This is a genomic window from Marinobacter sp. L-13, assembly GCF_056857715.1.
This window is the reverse complement of sequence record NZ_JBSXNQ010000042.1, coordinates 64,110-80,282: the sequence shown is the minus strand read 5'-3', so window position 1 is coordinate 80,282 and position 16,173 is coordinate 64,110. Positions and strand designations below refer to the sequence as shown.

The window sequence follows — 16,173 nt, the reverse complement described above, 5'->3', positions numbered from 1 at the left end:
GGCAATAATACCAAAAAAAAGCCCGGCAGAGATGCCGGGCAGAGGCGTGCGAGTAGTATCCATGAAAGACTTCCAGACAAACCGACATCAGCAGGGATGTCGGTATTGGAAGTATTGACCATATTTTGAACACTTCAAGTGAGAGTGCCTTTCGTTTGAAAACATTTTTTCATATCGGATACGTCTTTATACTGCGGCCTTTCACCATGCGGTTTCCAGGCCGACTGAAATCCGGCCAAAGCTGTAATACAATGGGCCTGTGAAAGAAATATCTTACCCCCGAGGTTGTTACATGTCTGACGAGCACGACAATAAGCCGGAAGATGATCCGCAACTGGCGGCAAAAATCAAGGATTCCGCCCGCCAGATCTGGCTGGCAGGACTTGGCGCCTATACCAAAGCCGAGGAGGATACCGGACGCCTGTTCGACCGTCTCGTCCAGGAAGGTGAGCAGTTGGAAAATAAAACCCGGGGCGTCGTGGAAAAGCGGATCAAATCGGTCGAGGATCGTGTTGAGGGGGTTCGGGAACGCGCTACTGGTACCTGGGACCGGCTTGAACACATGTTCGATGAGCGGGTCTCCGGAGCGCTCAGACGGCTGGGCATCCATCGACGTGAAGAAATCGAATCCCTGGAGCGCCGCATTGAGATCCTTGAATCGGAGCTGGCCCGCCTGCGCAACCGCGCCGGCGATGATGAGGAAGAATAGTTCCGGCGGTCAGAGGCAGTCAGAGATAGTCCCGGCTCATCAGCCGGGCTTCTTCCCGGTCGTCGGGTGCCAGGTAGGGAATGATCAAATGCATCATCTGGTAAACACCGCGACCAGGATCGACCGACTCCCGGTCTTCCAGATGGGATAGAGTGTCAAAAGCACTCCAGTAACAAGCAGTTAGCGTCAACTGTTCACACAATGAGTCAAGTTCTTCCTGCTCAATCAACATGATTCCCTGGCGCTGGAAGCTCTCGCAGATTGTTCGGAAAGCGAGCATTTTCTTCTTCTGTATCCGCTTGAATCTTACCTGCAGTTGACCGTACCGGGACAGGACATTCACCAGATCCTGATAAAGAAACCGATAGCGCGCTACTGTCTCGAACAGCAGATGCAGAAAAAATCCCTGTTGGTCCAGGCTTATGTCGGCATCTTCCGGAACCGCCAGCAGATCCACCATGTCGTGCTCATACCCGTCGAACAGTTCCTCGACAATGTCGCCCTTGCTCTTGAAATGGTAGTAGAGGTTGCCCGGGCTGATGTCCATTTCATCGGAGATCAGCAGCGTGGTGACATTGGGCTCGCCGACGCTGTTAAACAGCGCCAGGCTTGTCTGCAGAATACGGTCGCGGGTTTTGATTTTTTTCATGTCGCGCCGGGCCAGCCCCTAAAGTTCGAAGCTCGCCCAGACCGGACAATGGTCGGACGGCCGTTCCATGGCGCGAATGTCGTAGGAAACACCCGCTTGCCGGGCTTTGGGCAGCAGGTTGTCACTGGCCATGATCAGGTCGATCCTGAGGCCCCGCTTGGGGTCGCGCTCAAAGCCTTTGCTGCGGTAATCGAACCAGCTGAAGGTGTCCGCTTCGTCGGGATGGAGGTGTCGGAACACGTCGGTGTAACCACGGGCTTCCACCTGGCCAAGCCATTCCCGTTCCTCGGGAAGGAAGGAACATTTGCCGGTGCGCAACCAGCGTTTGGCGTTGTCCGCGCCGATGCCAATGTCCTTGTCGGTTGGGGAGATGTTCATATCACCCATGACCACCACATGGCCGCCGGCCTGCTTTAGCTCATCCAGGTAGCGCATCAGGTCGGCGTAGAACTTTTCCTTGGCAGGGAACTTCACCGGATGGTCACGGCTTTCGCCCTGGGGAAAGTAGCCGTTAATCACCGTCAGTTTCTCACCATTGACCGTGAAATGGCCGGTAATCAGCCTGCGCTGGGAATCCTCGCCGTCCCAGGGGTAGCCTTTGACAACCTCTTCCGGCTCCGCCTTTGAGAGCAGGGCAACGCCGTAGTGGGTTTTCTGGCCGTGGAAATGCACGTGGTAGCCAAGCTCGCGGATCGACTCGACCGGAAAGTCTGCGTCCTGAACCTTGGTCTCCTGAAGACCGATAACATCAGGAGCCAGGGCGTCGATAACGGCCTCAAGCTGGTGCAGGCGGGTACGGATACTGTTGACGTTGAAAGAGACGAACATCATCGCAAAAAACTCTCCGGCGTTGATTCCTGCCGGAGTTTAACATACTGGCCCCCGGGGTCTGCCCTGGCAGGGCCGACAGTTTCAGGGGGTCAGTTCACAATCCGGGTAGGTATCCACGGAATAGCGGATATGAGCGGTATAATTCTCGTCCTGATTCTTCCGGATGTTGGTCAGGCCAAGATAATCGGAAAGGGCGCCGGAATCGTTGTAACCCAATACAATGGGATCTACCAGGAACCTCACCACCATGCCAGTGGGGCGTATCTGCACCACATGGTCAGCGTCCACCCGGTCGCTCTCGACCCGCTCCAGCACAAAGCCATAGTGCTCGCCACGGGTAGGTCCAAGAAAGCGGAACTCAACGGATTCACCCGCCACCACACTCTGCCAGTTCTGGCGGACAAAGTTGTCGAACCCGGAGTCCACCACGGTGTTGGGCGTGTAGTCCACCTCAAACCGCTCTGAGTCGCCGCGGGGCGTCTGCCAGTTAATCACCAGGGTTTCCGGTTCGGGGTAGGTGATCTCCATTTTTTCGTCAAACGTCGGTTGAGAGAAGTCTACGGTCGGGCGAAGCACCGAGGCGCCATATTCGAGCGCCTTTCGGGCAAACGACTCCTCTGCATCCGGCTTATGATAGGCCACCTCATGCTGTTGCGGCCGAAAGATTCCATCCTCACAGGTGCCGTCAACCGCGTGTCGCTCCTCGTAGATCACGCTACCATCATCGGTGGTCGCGGTACCTGTAAAGCGGAAATCCTGCGCCACGGCCGGCAGGGCGGTAGCCATCAGGGCAAATGAAACAGTCACGGTGGTATGTCTCATCGCACCAGCTCCGGGTACAGGGTCTTACGGGCAAACAAGAGCAGTGGAAAAACGACCAGCCAGCCGAAAGCGAGCGCAATCAGCGAGGGTATCAATTCCGGAAGCTCCACTGCGCCGAGCTGGCTTGCGGACCAGTAGGCGAACGGACCAGCAAAGGGCGCAAGCACGAACGGCAGCCAGGCCTTCTTGCTGATCCAGTCCAGAGAATGACTGAGGGTGGTCATGAAAATGGCCCAGATGGCCACCAGCCACGGTGGTGTCAGCATTATCTGGCCGGTGCCGTCGTCCAGAATACCGGTCTGGAACCAGATGCCGTCCAGAACGGAACCAACCACGGTGCCCAGGCCAATGAACTGCAATTCGGTCATCCGGTTCTGGCTGACCAGCACAAAATGCAGGATCAGAAACACCACGACGATCCCGGCACCGATCAGTCCCGGATAGAACACGCAGGCGAACCAGCCTGCCTGGAAAAGCAGGAAGTTCAGTACGTTACGAGCCGTTTCTGAGGCTATCATACGCTCAAGATATTCTCGCGTTTGTTGCCGGGCTTGGCGAACACCAGCTGAGCCACGCCAATGGCGCGTTCGCTGAAGCCCGCCTCACAATAGGCAAAGTAAAAGTGCCACAGCCGTCGGAACGCCTCGTCGTAACCCATTGATTCCAGTTTATCGCGCTGGGCCATGAAGCGGTCACACCAGTCACGAAGTGTACGGGCATAGTGGAAACCGGTGTCTTCGGCATGGGTCAGCACCAGCTTGCTTTCCTTGCGAACCGATTCGAGGATCGCTCCGAACGAAGGAATAAAGCTGCCGGGGAATATGAAGCGCTGAATGAAGTCCACGTTCTTCAGGGCCCTCTGGTAGCGCTGTTCCGGCATGTTGATGGCCTGTACAAGCGCCAGACCATCCGGCTTGAGCAGGGTGTTAATCTGGGAGAAGTAGCTGTCCAGGAACTGCGGGCCAACGGCCTCGATCATCTCGATGGAGACCAGCTTGTCGAACTGGCCCTCAAGATCACGGTAATCGTCGAACAGGAGGGTGATACGGTCTTCCAGACCTTCCTTCTGAACTCGCGCTTGCGCCAACTCCAGCTGCTCTCTGGAAATGGTCGTCGTGGTCACGTGGCAGCCGTAATGCCTGGCAGCGTGGATCGCGAAACCGCCCCAGCCGGTGCCGATTTCAATCACCTTGTCACCCGGTTGGAGATCCAGTTTCTGGCAGATGGTGTCCAGCTTGTGAACAGCGGCTTCTTCGAGCGTGGATTCGGCACTCGGGTAGATGGCCGAGGAATACATCATGGTCGGGTCGAGGAAGGTCTCGAACAGGTCGTTGCCCAGATCATAATGGGCACTGATGTTCTTCCGGGAGCCTTCTTTGGTGTTGCGGTTCAGCCAGTGCAAACCTTTGAGAGCCGGCTTGGTAACCCAGCTAAACCGGTCTTCAAACTCGTTCATGCGGTCGACATTGCGGGTAAAGAACCGGAGCAGGGCCACCAGATCCGGTGTCGACCAGTCACCGGCCACATACGCCTCTGCTGCTCCAACGCTTCCGCCGGTCAGCAGGTCCCGCCAGGTGCTGTGATCATGGACAATCAGTTCGGCAGGCTGATATTGGCTGTTGCCGTCTCCGAAAACCAGGTCATCAAACCCGGATTCCTTGACCGTCAGCTGTCCTTCGCCCAGTAACCGGAGCTGCTGAATCACCAGCGTCCTCGCAAACCGGCTGAGGGCAGGCAGGCTGCCGGAGCCGGATGAGGTGTTTTCAAGCGAAGTATTCAGGTTCTCCATGAGCTTACCCTTCCGCGAATCTTGTCATTGGTCTCGGTGCTGGTGACATCCAGCCCGGAATCATCGTGCCCACGGCGGTAGGCACTGTCGTCTTCGGGAAGTTTGTCCGGATGGCTGTAAAACGGTGCCCCCTTCAGCTTGAGACGGAGCGCATGCCAGTAAATGCCTGCCACAACCTTGAACGCCTCAAGCGGAAACTTTCGAAGACTTCTATGCACATCTTTACGATTGAGAGGGGTGCGTTGGACTACCAGCGTGGCATCAAAATGCTTGCGACCTTCCTCCAGAACATTCATGTGAATTCTCAGCTCCGGGCCCCGGAAACTGAATGTCCACTCGTAATGCTGGTTCATGCCATTGAACGGCGACACATGAAAGCGCTTGCTGAAGCCAAACTGCTCGGTGCGCCAACCGGCCTGGTTGGGTTCCGCGCCTGTGGTCTCCAGACAATAGGCATGGCGATCGTGCCAGGGTGTGTTGGTGATCTGCGCAACGATCACTTTGGGGACCACACCATCAGCGGGACATTCCCCGGACCGGTAGCAGAAATAGAAACTGACCGGATTGAAGACATAGCCGAAGTAGCGGGGGTGGGTAATCAGTTCCACTTCCCCGTCGGGGCGCCAGCCGGTGGCCTCTTCAACGTGATCGCGAACAGCCACCGACAGGTCGTCGGTTTCCGGGCGAAAGTAATCCTTGCGCTTCAGGGAGATCCAGTTGAATCGTTCCAGGGAGAAAAGCGGACTGATCCCGGCAACCTTGCCCCACTCATCTGTGTCCAGGGCCAGCATGCCGGTGCTGTAGCTGAATTCGTGTTGCACCGGGTACTTCCGTCTGTGCCGGACAGTACCCTCCAGCCACTGGCTGTTCATGGTCAAAGCTCCACCCCGAAGGCCTGTGTTACCCGCAGCGCACTGCGGACACCGTCTTCGTGGAATCCGTTAAACCAGTATGCGCCACAGTAATGGGTGCGATTCTGGTTGCCGATTTCATCGTAGCGTTCCTGGGCGGCCACCGCATCCAGGGTAAACACCGGGTGAGCGTACTCAAAGCGCTTGATCACCTTGTCGGGATCGATATCGCGGCTGCGATTGAGGGTCACGCAGAAGGTTTCCGGAGCATCGTGGAAGTTCTGCAGAATGTTCATGTTGTAGGTAACGGAGACAGGTTCCGTGCTGTGGGTCGGGATAAAGTAGTTCCAGGCGGCCCAGGCGCGGCGATTGTCCGGCAACACGCTGCTATCGGTATGAAGCACCACATCGTTGTTCTGGTACGCCATGGCGCCCAGGATATCCCGCTCTTTGTCAGTCGGGTCTCCAAGCATGGCCAGCGCCTGATCGCTGTGGCACGCAAAGATCACCTGGTCGAAGTGATGATCCTGGCCCTTTACCGAGACGGTCACACCGTCTTCATCTCTGACCACCCTCTCGACAGGGCTGTTCAGGTGCGTGGCGTCGCCCAGGCGCTCCATCATCTTTTTCACGTACTGGGCAGACCCTCTGGAAATCACCCGCCACGTGGGTCGGTCATCCACGGACAGCATGCCGTGGTTGTTGAAGAACTGCAGGAAAAACCGAATGGGAAACTGCTCCAGAATGATCTCCGGCGCTGACCAGATGGCCGCACCCATGGGCACGATGTAGTAATTCCGGAAGTAACGGGAATACCCATTCCTGTTCAGATATTCGCCAAGGGTTTCCTCATTGTTGATGTTGCCCGCCTCAAGGTCTGCCCGGGTTTCCTTGTTGAAGCGCAGAATCTCCCGCACCATCTTAAGGAACGGCAGGTTAAGCAGGTTCCGGCGCTGGGCGAACAGGGTGTTCAGGCTGGTGCCGTTGTATTGCAGGCCGGTGCTGCTGCAATCCACGCTGAAGCTCATGTCGCTGACTTCCGATGGCACGCCAAGCCGATCCATCAACTTGATGAAATTGGGATAGGTCCAGTCGTTGAACACGATAAACCCCGTGTTGACCGGCCAGGTCCGGCCACCGGCTTCAACCTGCTCGGTGTTGGTGTGACCGCCGGCATAGTCTCCTGCTTCAAAAACCTGAACCTCGTGTTTCTCGGCCAAAAGCCAGGCAGCCGTGAGGCCGGAAACGCCGGCCCCAATGACAGCAATTCGCTGACGTTCACTACTCATCCATTGTTTTCCTGTTCGGTGTTGCTTTTACGGGCCATGGACGCCGACATGCGGTCAATCAGGGGCCGGGGAAGGGCGCCCAGTACCTTCAGCATCCAGGTGAAGCGCTTGGGGAAGGCAATTTCGTTGTGTCCACGGGCCAGGCCGCTGACAATCCGCTCCGCCGCATCCTCGGCTGAGACCAGAAAGGGCATGGGGAAATCGTTGCGGTCGGTCAGCGGGGTTTTCACGAAGCCCGGTGAGACCACCACAACGTCGATCCCCTCGGCGTCGAGATCTGCCCTGAGGGCATGGGCAAAGTAGGTCAGGGCCGCTTTGGAAGCGCCGTAACCTTCTGCCCGGCCAAAGGGAAACCACCAGGCTGAGGAGCTGACGATCACCAGGGTGGCCGGTTGCCCCTTTGCCCGACTCCGTCGCAGCGCGGGCAGGGCAATATCCAGGCAACGGGCCGTGCCAATCACGTTGGTGTTGATGTTTTTCTCGATCACGTCACTGCTGTAGTGGGCTATCTCGAGATACTCACAGGTGCCGGCGTTGAGAATTACCATGTTCAGATCACCGTGGCTCTCCAGCGTCCCGGCAATCGATTGAAGATCCTCCTTGCTGGTGGTGTCCGCGGCAGCCGGGATAATACGTTCGGGCGCAACGGAGGCAAGCTCTTCGAGCGCCTCCTTACGTCGGCCGGTAATAACAAGCCGGTGGCCACCGCGTGCCAGAGCGCGGGTAACGGATTCGCCAATACCCGAGCTTGCGCCGGTAATCCAGATATTCGAGGTTTCCTGAAGTCGATCACTCATCCTGCCTGATCCTTGATCCAGCGAATGACCCTGCCAACCACGGGCAGGTTTTCGTAGAGCATTTCGCCTGCGTCAAAGTAATCGCGGTGGTAGCACACCATGCCATCACGGATTTCGAGGTGGCTGATGCCCTGAACCTGAACTTCACGGCCCTTGCGAATGCGCTTGTGCCGCAAATGCATCACCCAGGGCACGGCAGCAAATTCGCCCTGGACAACCGCGTCCCCAAACTCGAAGTGACAGGAGATGACGTTCGCATAGGCACCGGCGAAATAGCGGGTCAATTCGTCAAGCCCGCTCACAGCGCTTAAAGGGTCCTGAAAACGGATATCTTCGCTGTACACCTGGGACAGCTTGTTAAGATTGCCTTTATCAAGCTCGTTGAACAGCGCCCGGAAACTATCGAGCGTTGCCGGCACCGCCGAGTTACGCGTACCTACTTCGATCTTTGAGGCGGTTGTCATTGCCTGCTCCTCCTCATTCTATCCAGTTCGCGTGTTTCTTCCTGAATATGTTTGGGTATCGGGTTCAGCTCCCAGATGATGCCGAGCTTGGACATCAGCCAGAGGCCGTACCAGGTGATGTCTATCTCATACCACCGGAAGCCCTGGCGCACTGACTGGGGCCACCGGTGATGGTTGTTGTGCCAGCCCTCGCCAAGCGTAAGCAGGGCCAGCCAGAAGTTGTTACGGCTGTCGTCCGATGTCTCGAACCGGCGCTTGCCCCAGACGTGGGAGAGTGAATTAATGGAGACAGTGGCATGGAACAGCACCACCGTCGAAATAAAGAAGCCCCAGACCAGCAATTGCAGGCCATTGGTTCCCAGGCCCGGCGCCCAGGCCGCCAGGGCTTCACCCAGCGCATAGATGCCGACAGCCGCCAGAGCAGGCACCAGGGAATCGAACCGGTTAATCAGCTTGAGCTCGGGGAATTTCAGCCAGTCCCGGATTCGCCGTTCGTCGGTCGCGAATCCGGCGTCACAGGTGAACCAGCCCATGTGCGACCACCAGAACCCGCCCTGATGGGGCGAGTGAAGATCCTGCTCGTCATCGGAATGCTGATGATGATGGCGGTGATGAGCCGCCCACCAAAGAGGTCCTCGCTGGGCCGCGCTGGCCCCGAGAACGGCAAATACGAACTGGGCCGGGCGGCTGGTTTTGAATGTCTTGTGGGCGAAGTAACGGTGGTAAAATCCGGTAATCGCGAACATGCGCACCAGGAAGAAGGCGATCGCAAACCCCACGGCGAATGCGCTGGCGCCGGTGTAAATGGCCAGAAGGCAGGCCAGATGGAGTGCTATGAACGGAATAACTCGCAGGAAATTGAACGATCTGGAGGTGGTGTCAATGTGATCCGAACCTGCTTCGGAATCGAACCACCTCAAAATATTTGTAAGCAAATGCTGCACTCGGGTCATACCCTGATTGCCCTTTCTTTACTGATGGAATCTCGATCGCACGAACAGCCCAGGGGCCGAACCTGTTTCATGGGAAGTTGTACGATCTCACTACCGGAATTGGATGCACGATAAACCATGTTTAATCAAACCTTTCATTCGCCTCTTATACGCCGTGTTGCCATTGTTGGTTCAGGTCTGGCGGGGCTGACAGCTGCAATCGAACTCAAGGGCCTTGGCCATGACGTCACCGTGTTCGAAAAAAGCCGTGGCCCCGGAGGCAGGCTGGCGGCAAAACGGGTTACCGGCGGATCCGCCGATATGGGCGCCCAGTACTTCACCTCCAGAAACCCGGATTTCCTGCCTTTTCTTCGCAAATTCGCCGGCGACGAGACCTTTGAGATCTGGAAGGGTCGTTTTGGTTTTGAGACAGCGGCCAGGGAGTGGGAGCCGTTTCCCGAGGAAGCGCGTTTTGTAGGTACACCGCGCATGACCGCCATCACCCGGGCGCTCTCTGCCCATGCCCGGTTGGTGGCTGAAACCCGGGTCGGAAAGTTGGCCCGAAACGACCAGTCCTGGAGTGTTTTCGACGACGCCGGCAGTCATCTTGGTGACTTCCATCAGGTCATTATCACTGCGCCGCCGGCACAGGCCCGCGAATTAATGGTCAATAGCGGGCTCAACGAACTGGCTTCGCATCTTGATGATCCGGTGAAGCGGGTTCTGCCATGCTGGGCGGTCGCTGCCCATTTTCCAGTATCGCCGTGGCCACACCATGAGGGCATGCGCTGCCAGCATCCAGCGCTGTTCTGGGTGGCCAACAACTCCAGCAAACCCGGTCGGAACGACGAGGGCGAGTGGTGGGTTCTGCACGCCAGTCCCGCCTGGACGGAAGAGCATGTCGACACGCCGGCAGAGGAGGTTGCCGAAAAACTCCTGGCGGCCTTCCAGGAGTTGACCGGGTTCGAGGCCAGACCGGACGAGGTTGTTACCCATCGCTGGCTCTACGCCCGCTCCGAGGGTGGCGAGCAGCCAGGCCATCTATGGTTCCCGGATTACGGGCTGGGCCTTGCCGGCGACTGGCTCAGCGGTGGCCGGGTTGAGGGCGCATTCGACAGCGCCTGCGGACTGGTCGCCGAACTCAATGCCGTGCCCGCTACTCAGTGAGAGAACCCTGGTTGCCGGTAGTGACATCCGGGCGTGTATAGAAATGGGTGATGGTGCCGTCACTGAACTTGCTGAAGAAGGCGCTCACATCGGTGATCTTCTTCAGTGAGCGGGTGCGGTGAATGGGCTCGCGCACCAGCACCTTGATGCCGTTGAAGTTGTCCTGAATGTTAGAGAAACGCGCCCGCATGGAGCAGGTCACTACCTGCGACGGATTGAGCGCGAGCTCTGCTGCCAACCAGACGCTGTGCCGCTCAATGCCCCGGGCCGAAAGGTCTTCCCGGGTATCCAGGTGGTTCAGCTTCACCCGGTTGACGATGCAAAAGGAGAAACTCTTCGGATGTTTGCGGGCCACTTTCCGGAAGGCCTCCCAGAAGAAGTTATCGGTGAGCTCTGCAAAATAAGCCATATCACTCAGGCAGGTATCCACCCATTCGAAATTCTCGGGGTCATCCAGTACCTCGTTAATGGCTTCCCGAAGCAGCCAGTCAAAGCCCAGCGCGGTCTTGTGGGCATACACCTTCCGGTACATCTGGTGCCGGCTATAAACAAAATCCTCAAGCGCACCCAGGCCTTTCTGGGTGATCGCCAGCCCCAGCCAGGGCTCGGACACATCCCAACCGAAACGCAGGTTACTCAACAGGTGATCCAGATTGAAGCCACCGATGGTGACTGACGAGTGGAATCCGTCACGGAGCATATAATCGGCGCGATCGGCGTCAATCTCCCCGGATACAATGGACGACAGAAGGTCCATCACCAGTCCCGGAATATTGTCGCTCAGGGGCGAGCCCGCGGCCGCATCCTCGCCCGCAATAAAGGCCCAGAAGGTGCGGGCATGGCGGCAGAATGTCTCGCTGGGCCGTACTTTGGTGGTTTCCATGATGCCGATAACATCCCGGGCATAAAGACCAGCGCTCTCCAGATCCACTGCCATGAGCACATCGTGGGCAACGCGCACGGAATAATGCTCGTGTTCAAGTTCATCGGGCTCCTCCGGGTGATAGACGGAATAATCCACACCGTGCCACAAATCCCGGAAACGGCCGGGCCGCGACATCAGCTCCCGGATGCGTCGAGCCTGGGTAAACTGATGGGAAAAGCTGGAATGGCCGCTGTCATGGAGCAGACAACCCAGCCGGATGGTCTTGGCGAGGTAATCAATAGCGTCGAGCTGGCTCAGGCTCAGATCGGTCTGTTCACTAAGCTGTCGCTCCCTGAGGTAGGCGTCGATCATTGACCGGAACATCCGGGTGCCCACATGCATCACACCAATGCTGTGCAGGAATCGGGAGTGGGTTGCTCCCGGGAACACCAGGCTCAGAATGTCGTTCTGGCAGATGTTTCGCAGGCGCTGGAACAGCGGGTGGTCGATCACCTGGATTTCGTGCCGGTAAAGTGGAATACCTCCGTGAACCGGATCCATGATCAGCTTGTCATAGGCTCCGAGAAGATCATTAACGGCACGTCTCATCAGATGGAATCTCCCAATTTCATAAAACTGGCCTTGTTATATCACAGGGGCGTGCCAGAATAGGCTTATTCAAGCCAATTTATCGTTTATCGCTGGTAGTTTAGGGCAGTCGCCATGACCTCGCGCACCGAGCGCATACTTATAATAGATGCCGATGAACAGGCCCGAACGGATCTCGCCCGCTACCTTGAAGCGAGGGGGTTCTACGTGACTGGCTATCCGGATCTCGCCAGCGCCAAAGCACTCTTTGACGATAACATTCCCGACGTCATCTTTGCAGACCTGTCTCCTGAGGCCATTCGGGACCTTGCCAATCGTCTGGAAGAAGCCGAGACCTTTACCCCGATTGTTGCCTGTTCATCGAGTGAGTCCAGCGCCGACGTGGTCAGTGCCCTGCGGGCCGGTGCCGCAGATTTTGTCCTGAAGCCCTGCAACGACGACAAAGGTGCACTGGATGATGTCCTTGGAAAACTGTTTGACCGGGTCCGGGTCAACCGGCTGAACCAGCTTTACCGGCAGGAACTGGAAGAGGCGAACCGGGATCTGCGGGACGGCATCGCCGAATTGCGAGCGGATCAGCGCGCCGGCCGGAAGGTTCAGCTACGGATGCTGCCGGAGCACGAGCAGGTGATGAGTGGCCTGCACGTAGACCATATGATCAAGCCGTCGCTGTACCTCAGCGGTGATTTCCTGGATTACTTCCGTATCTCCGACGACAAGGTGCTGGTCTACATTGCTGACGTCTCCGGCCACGGCGCCAGCTCCGCGTTCGTGACAGTACTGCTCAAGAACCTCACCAACCGCCTTCAGCGCAACCTGCGCCGTGGCTCCAGTGAAGACATCCTGTACCCGGACCGCTTTCTCGAGCGGATTAACTCGGAACTGCTCGATACCGGGCTCGGAAAACACGTAACCGTATTCGTTGGCATCATTTCCCTGAGCGAGCGTAAACTTAATTACGCGGTAGGCGCACATTTCCCGATGCCCATCCTGTCCTTCGAAGGCGGCGAAACGGCTTTTCTGGAAGGCAGCGGCCTGCCGGTAGGGCTGTTCGAAACCCCGGAATGGGAGGTATACGAAGTACCCCTGAACAGACCCTTCCATCTGACGCTGTTTTCAGACGGAATTCTGGAGGTTATCCGGGAAAAAGGACTGGACGAAAAGGAACGGACGCTACTTGAACTCGTATCGGGAGGTCGTCACACTATCGCCTCTCTTAACGGCGCTCTTCATCTCGATGAGATCACAGAGCTGCCGGACGATATCGCTATCGTGTCGGTAACTGATACCATGAACGGATCAGATAACACCTCGTCGAATTAGTGGCAGTGTGAAACATGGCTGGTTACAAGATCCTGCAAGCTGAAAAACAGGGCATTTATGTCCTGAAGTTTATTGGGGAAATCCGGCTGAACCTGTGTTCGACGCTGGACAATCTGGTTGAGTCCATTACCCAGGACCCCCAGTTCAAGACTGTGGTGGTCGATCTGACCGAAACCGAGATCATCGACAGCACCACGCTCGGTCTGCTCGCCAAGATTGCCATGGCGGCCCAGAAACAGAGCCATTTCCTTCCCACGCTGATTTCAACCAATCCTGACATTACCCGCATTATCACTTCCATGGGATTCGACAAGATCTTTATCATTGTCCGGGAACCCGCGTCCCGTATTGAAGAACTTGAGGAAATACCGGTACTCAGGGCCAGCGAACAGCAGGTTCGGGACAAGGTTCTCGACGCCCACAAGGTGCTGATGGGCATGAACAGCCGAAACAGGGAAGAGTTCAAGAATCTGGTGCGCGCTCTGGAATGTGAAGAGCCCGGTTAACTGCGCCGCCCTGGTGCGACATTGCCGGTATCACACCTGATCTGACAGAACGGAAGAACTATGTCTGAACAATCGACGCCCCGGAACACTGAGGCAGCCGCGCCAGTACATGATGTGGCGGTTCTGGGCGGTGGCAGTTTTGGTACTGCCATGGCCAAGGTGCTGGGTGAAAACGGTCACCGTGTTCATTTCTGGATGCGTGGCAAAGCCCAGGCCGAAGAGATCCGCAGCACCCGAATCAATAGCCGCTACATGCCAGGCATTGAGCTGACCGGTGACATTCAGCCCACCACAGACCTGGCGGACGCTGTCAGCAAGGCCGAGATCGTCTTTGTTGCCATTCCGAGCAAAGCCTTTCGGGCCGTTATCCGCGAGAACAGCGACAAATTCCGCGACGAGCAAATTGTCATCAGCCTCACCAAGGGGATTGAAGAGCACGGCTTCAAACTGATGAGCGAGATTCTGCAGGAAGAGATCCCTCGTTGTCGTACTGGCGTGCTCAGTGGCCCCAACCTGGCTGGTGAAATCGTAAACCGGGATCTGACCGCCACTGTTATTGCCGCCAAGGATCCGGATGTACGCCGCTCGGTTCAGGACCTCCTTGGGTGCGAGTATTTTCGCGTTTACGCGAACGTGGATGTGTATGGCGTGGAACTCGCCGGGGCACTGAAGAACATCTATGCGATTGTTGCGGGTCTTGCCTCCGCCCTGGAAATGGGTGAGAACGCCAAGGCCATGCTGATTACCCGCGGTCTTGCAGAGATGAGCCGGTTTGCCGTCAGCCTCGGCGCCAACCCAATGACATTCATGGGGCTGGCGGGTGTCGGTGATCTGATCGTGACCTGCACCTCATCCAAGAGCCGGAACTTTCGAGTGGGTTATGCCGTTGGCCAGGGCCAGAAACTGGACGATGCCGTGGCGGAGCTCGGGCAGGTGGCCGAAGGTATCTATACCCTGAAGCTCGTCAAGCAGAAAGCCGAGGCCATCGGGATCTACATGCCACTGGTTCGTGGGCTTTACGAGATCCTCTATGACAACGCTTCAATCAAGGCGGTCATCAATAGCCTCATGATGTCGGTCCAGAATTCCGACGTAGAATTTATACTGCCGCGGACCATCAGCCAGTAACAGGCCCGCTGCACCGGGACCAGGCCGGAAAGGAGAGAGCCCTTGCAACTGCTCATCATGCGCCATGGGGAAGCTGGCTGGCATACGCTGGATCAGGAACGTGAACTGACAGAGGCCGGGCGGCTTGGCGTGGCTGAGGTTGCCGCTCGCATCGCGGAGTCGCCCTGGCGCCCGAAGCTGGTCTGGAGCAGCCCCTATGTGCGGGCCAGGCAAACGGCGGCGATTGTCTCCGAGATTCTCAATTGTCCCGTTGAAGAAAAGATGTTTATCACTCCGGACGACGACCCGGCAGCCTGCCTTGATGCATTGATTGAGCATCACGAATCACCCCTGTTGATCGTTTCCCACATGCCCCTGGTGGGAGGGCTTGCCACGCTTCTGGTTGACGCACACCGCCGGGGCATTCCGTTCATGACCTCCCAGGCCGTCATGCTGGATATGCCAGTAGTCGGCCCCGGTTGCGCTGACTTGAAAGCCCAGTTTCTGCCCTGATATCGCCAGTAAGTAATTTCTGAATCCTCAAATCCGAGCCCGACTATGTACAGCTTTCCAATCGACTACGTGGAGCCGGTCTTCCGGCCTCCCAGTGAAGCCAAGTCACTGATCCTGCCGGTCACCAACGGCTGCTCCTGGAACAAGTGCACGTTTTGCGAGATGTATACGCAGCCGCAAAAGAAATTCCGGGCCCGCAAGCCTGAAGATGTGCTCCAGGACATCCGTAATGCGGCTCGCAGCCTGGGTGGCGTGCGCCGAGTTTTTCTTGCAGACGGTGATGCCATGGTATTGCCGACCCGTCGCCTGTTGGAAATACTGGGTCAGCTCAGGGAGGCTTTTCCGGATCTTCAGCGGGTTTCCAGCTACTGTCTGCCCCGCAACCTCGCGAAAAAGACCGTAGAAGAACTGGCTCAACTGAAGGATGCAGGCCTTGAAATTCTCTATGTCGGTATGGAATCCGGCGATGATGAAATCCTGCGCCGGGTCAACAAGGGCGAAACCTGGGAATCCACCCGCTCGGCACTGCTGAAAATCCGTGAGGCGGGTCTTACGAGCTCTGTCATGGTGCTGAATGGGCTGGGCGGAGAAAACCTTTCGCGCCAGCACGCGATAAATACCGCAACGCTCTGCAACGAGACACAGCCGGATTATCTTTCCACCCTCGTGGTCAGTTTCCCACAGGGAGAAGAACGTTTCCGGGAGGGCTTCGGAGACGATTTCGTGCCGCTGTCCCAAAAAGGGCTCTTTGAAGAGATACGCCTCTTCCTGGAGCATCTTGAGCTGGATAAGACCATCTTCCGCAGTGATCACGCTTCAAATTACCTCGTGCTGAAAGGCACGCTGGGCCGTGACAAGCAGAAAATGCTGGACCAGGTAAACCTCGCCATTACCAACCCCGGTGCAGCACCGTTGCGCGCGGAGTGGATGCGCGGGTTGTAATTCAGATG

General features: G+C 57.1%; 18 protein-coding genes. 7 read left to right on the top strand and 11 right to left on the bottom strand.

Annotated features, from left to right (window positions below):
* Positions 1–292 precede the first annotated feature (292 nt).
* Positions 293–709, top strand: a complete 417-nt coding sequence (locus AC13DD_RS04900) for a phasin family protein (RefSeq protein ID WP_482930913.1) — start codon at positions 293–295, stop codon at positions 707–709.
* A gap of 19 nt (positions 710–728) precedes the next feature.
* Here the strand turns inward: AC13DD_RS04900 and AC13DD_RS04895 are convergent, their stop codons facing one another.
* The 10 genes from AC13DD_RS04895 to AC13DD_RS04850 form a co-directional block, all read right to left on the bottom strand.
* Entirely contained in the window at positions 729–1,358 is a 630-nt protein-coding gene (locus AC13DD_RS04895) for a TetR/AcrR family transcriptional regulator (protein WP_482930912.1), read from the bottom strand.
* Between the two features lie 18 nt (positions 1,359–1,376).
* Positions 1,377–2,189 carry an exodeoxyribonuclease III gene (xthA, locus tag AC13DD_RS04890; protein ID WP_202347601.1) on the bottom strand — a complete coding sequence of 271 codons (813 nt, stop codon included), beginning with the start codon at positions 2,187–2,189 and terminating at the stop codon, positions 1,377–1,379.
* A gap of 81 nt (positions 2,190–2,270) precedes the next feature.
* Positions 2,271–3,011: a hypothetical protein gene (locus tag AC13DD_RS04885; protein ID WP_482930911.1), complete on the bottom strand. Its 741-nt coding sequence runs from the start codon at positions 3,009–3,011 to the stop codon at positions 2,271–2,273.
* A complete protein-coding gene (locus tag AC13DD_RS04880) occupies positions 3,008–3,529 on the bottom strand; it encodes a DUF2878 domain-containing protein (protein WP_008171660.1) in 522 nt (173 codons plus the stop codon). The genes AC13DD_RS04885 and AC13DD_RS04880 overlap by 4 nt, the downstream gene beginning before the upstream one ends.
* The gene (locus tag AC13DD_RS04875; RefSeq protein ID WP_482930910.1) at positions 3,526–4,800 is read right to left on the bottom strand and encodes a class I SAM-dependent methyltransferase; all 1,275 of its coding nucleotides are present in this window, start codon (positions 4,798–4,800) and stop codon (positions 3,526–3,528) included. The genes AC13DD_RS04880 and AC13DD_RS04875 overlap by 4 nt, the downstream gene beginning before the upstream one ends.
* Positions 4,788–5,672, bottom strand: coding sequence for a DUF1365 domain-containing protein (locus AC13DD_RS04870; RefSeq protein ID WP_482930909.1), 885 nt, complete (start codon positions 5,670–5,672; stop codon positions 4,788–4,790). Before AC13DD_RS04870 ends, AC13DD_RS04875 begins: the two co-directional genes overlap by 13 nt.
* Positions 5,673–5,674: 2 nt before the next feature.
* Complete coding sequence (locus AC13DD_RS04865; RefSeq protein ID WP_482930908.1) at positions 5,675–6,940, bottom strand: NAD(P)/FAD-dependent oxidoreductase; 1,266 nt, start codon at positions 6,938–6,940, stop codon at positions 5,675–5,677.
* Entirely contained in the window at positions 6,937–7,737 is an 801-nt protein-coding gene (locus AC13DD_RS04860) for an SDR family NAD(P)-dependent oxidoreductase (protein ID WP_482930907.1), read from the bottom strand. The genes AC13DD_RS04865 and AC13DD_RS04860 overlap by 4 nt, the downstream gene beginning before the upstream one ends.
* Positions 7,734–8,201, bottom strand: a complete 468-nt coding sequence (locus AC13DD_RS04855) for a nuclear transport factor 2 family protein (protein WP_482930906.1) — start codon at positions 8,199–8,201, stop codon at positions 7,734–7,736. Before AC13DD_RS04855 ends, AC13DD_RS04860 begins: the two co-directional genes overlap by 4 nt.
* A complete protein-coding gene (locus tag AC13DD_RS04850; protein WP_008171652.1) occupies positions 8,198–9,154 on the bottom strand; it encodes an acyl-CoA desaturase in 957 nt (318 codons plus the stop codon). The genes AC13DD_RS04855 and AC13DD_RS04850 overlap by 4 nt, the downstream gene beginning before the upstream one ends.
* Positions 9,155–9,271: 117 nt before the next feature.
* Here AC13DD_RS04850 and AC13DD_RS04845 point away from each other — a divergent pair, with 117 nt between their 5' ends.
* On the top strand, positions 9,272–10,300 hold the full coding sequence (locus AC13DD_RS04845) for an NAD(P)/FAD-dependent oxidoreductase (protein WP_482930905.1): 1,029 nt from the start codon (positions 9,272–9,274) through the stop codon (positions 10,298–10,300).
* Here the strand turns inward: AC13DD_RS04845 and AC13DD_RS04840 are convergent.
* Complete coding sequence (locus tag AC13DD_RS04840) at positions 10,290–11,774, bottom strand: HD domain-containing protein (protein ID WP_482930904.1); 1,485 nt, start codon at positions 11,772–11,774, stop codon at positions 10,290–10,292. The genes AC13DD_RS04845 and AC13DD_RS04840 overlap by 11 nt on opposite strands.
* A gap of 114 nt (positions 11,775–11,888) precedes the next feature.
* Here AC13DD_RS04840 and AC13DD_RS04835 point away from each other — a divergent pair, with 114 nt between their 5' ends.
* Genes AC13DD_RS04835 through AC13DD_RS04815 form a run of 5 tightly spaced genes read left to right on the top strand, consistent with a single transcriptional unit; the run spans position 11,889 to position 16,165 of the window.
* Positions 11,889–13,097, top strand: coding sequence for a PP2C family protein-serine/threonine phosphatase (locus AC13DD_RS04835; RefSeq protein WP_482930903.1), 1,209 nt, complete (start codon positions 11,889–11,891; stop codon positions 13,095–13,097).
* Between the two features lie 14 nt (positions 13,098–13,111).
* A complete protein-coding gene (locus AC13DD_RS04830) occupies positions 13,112–13,603 on the top strand; it encodes an STAS domain-containing protein (protein ID WP_459424450.1) in 492 nt (163 codons plus the stop codon).
* Positions 13,604–13,663: 60 nt separating this feature from the next.
* Positions 13,664–14,731: an NAD(P)H-dependent glycerol-3-phosphate dehydrogenase gene (locus tag AC13DD_RS04825; RefSeq protein ID WP_008171642.1), complete on the top strand. Its 1,068-nt coding sequence runs from the start codon at positions 13,664–13,666 to the stop codon at positions 14,729–14,731.
* A 42-nt stretch (positions 14,732–14,773) separates the two neighbouring features.
* On the top strand, positions 14,774–15,223 hold the full coding sequence (locus AC13DD_RS04820) for a SixA phosphatase family protein (RefSeq protein WP_053115346.1): 450 nt from the start codon (positions 14,774–14,776) through the stop codon (positions 15,221–15,223).
* Between the two features lie 45 nt (positions 15,224–15,268).
* Complete coding sequence (locus AC13DD_RS04815) at positions 15,269–16,165, top strand: radical SAM protein (RefSeq protein WP_014577135.1); 897 nt, start codon at positions 15,269–15,271, stop codon at positions 16,163–16,165.
* The last annotated feature ends 8 nt before the right edge of the window (positions 16,166–16,173 follow it).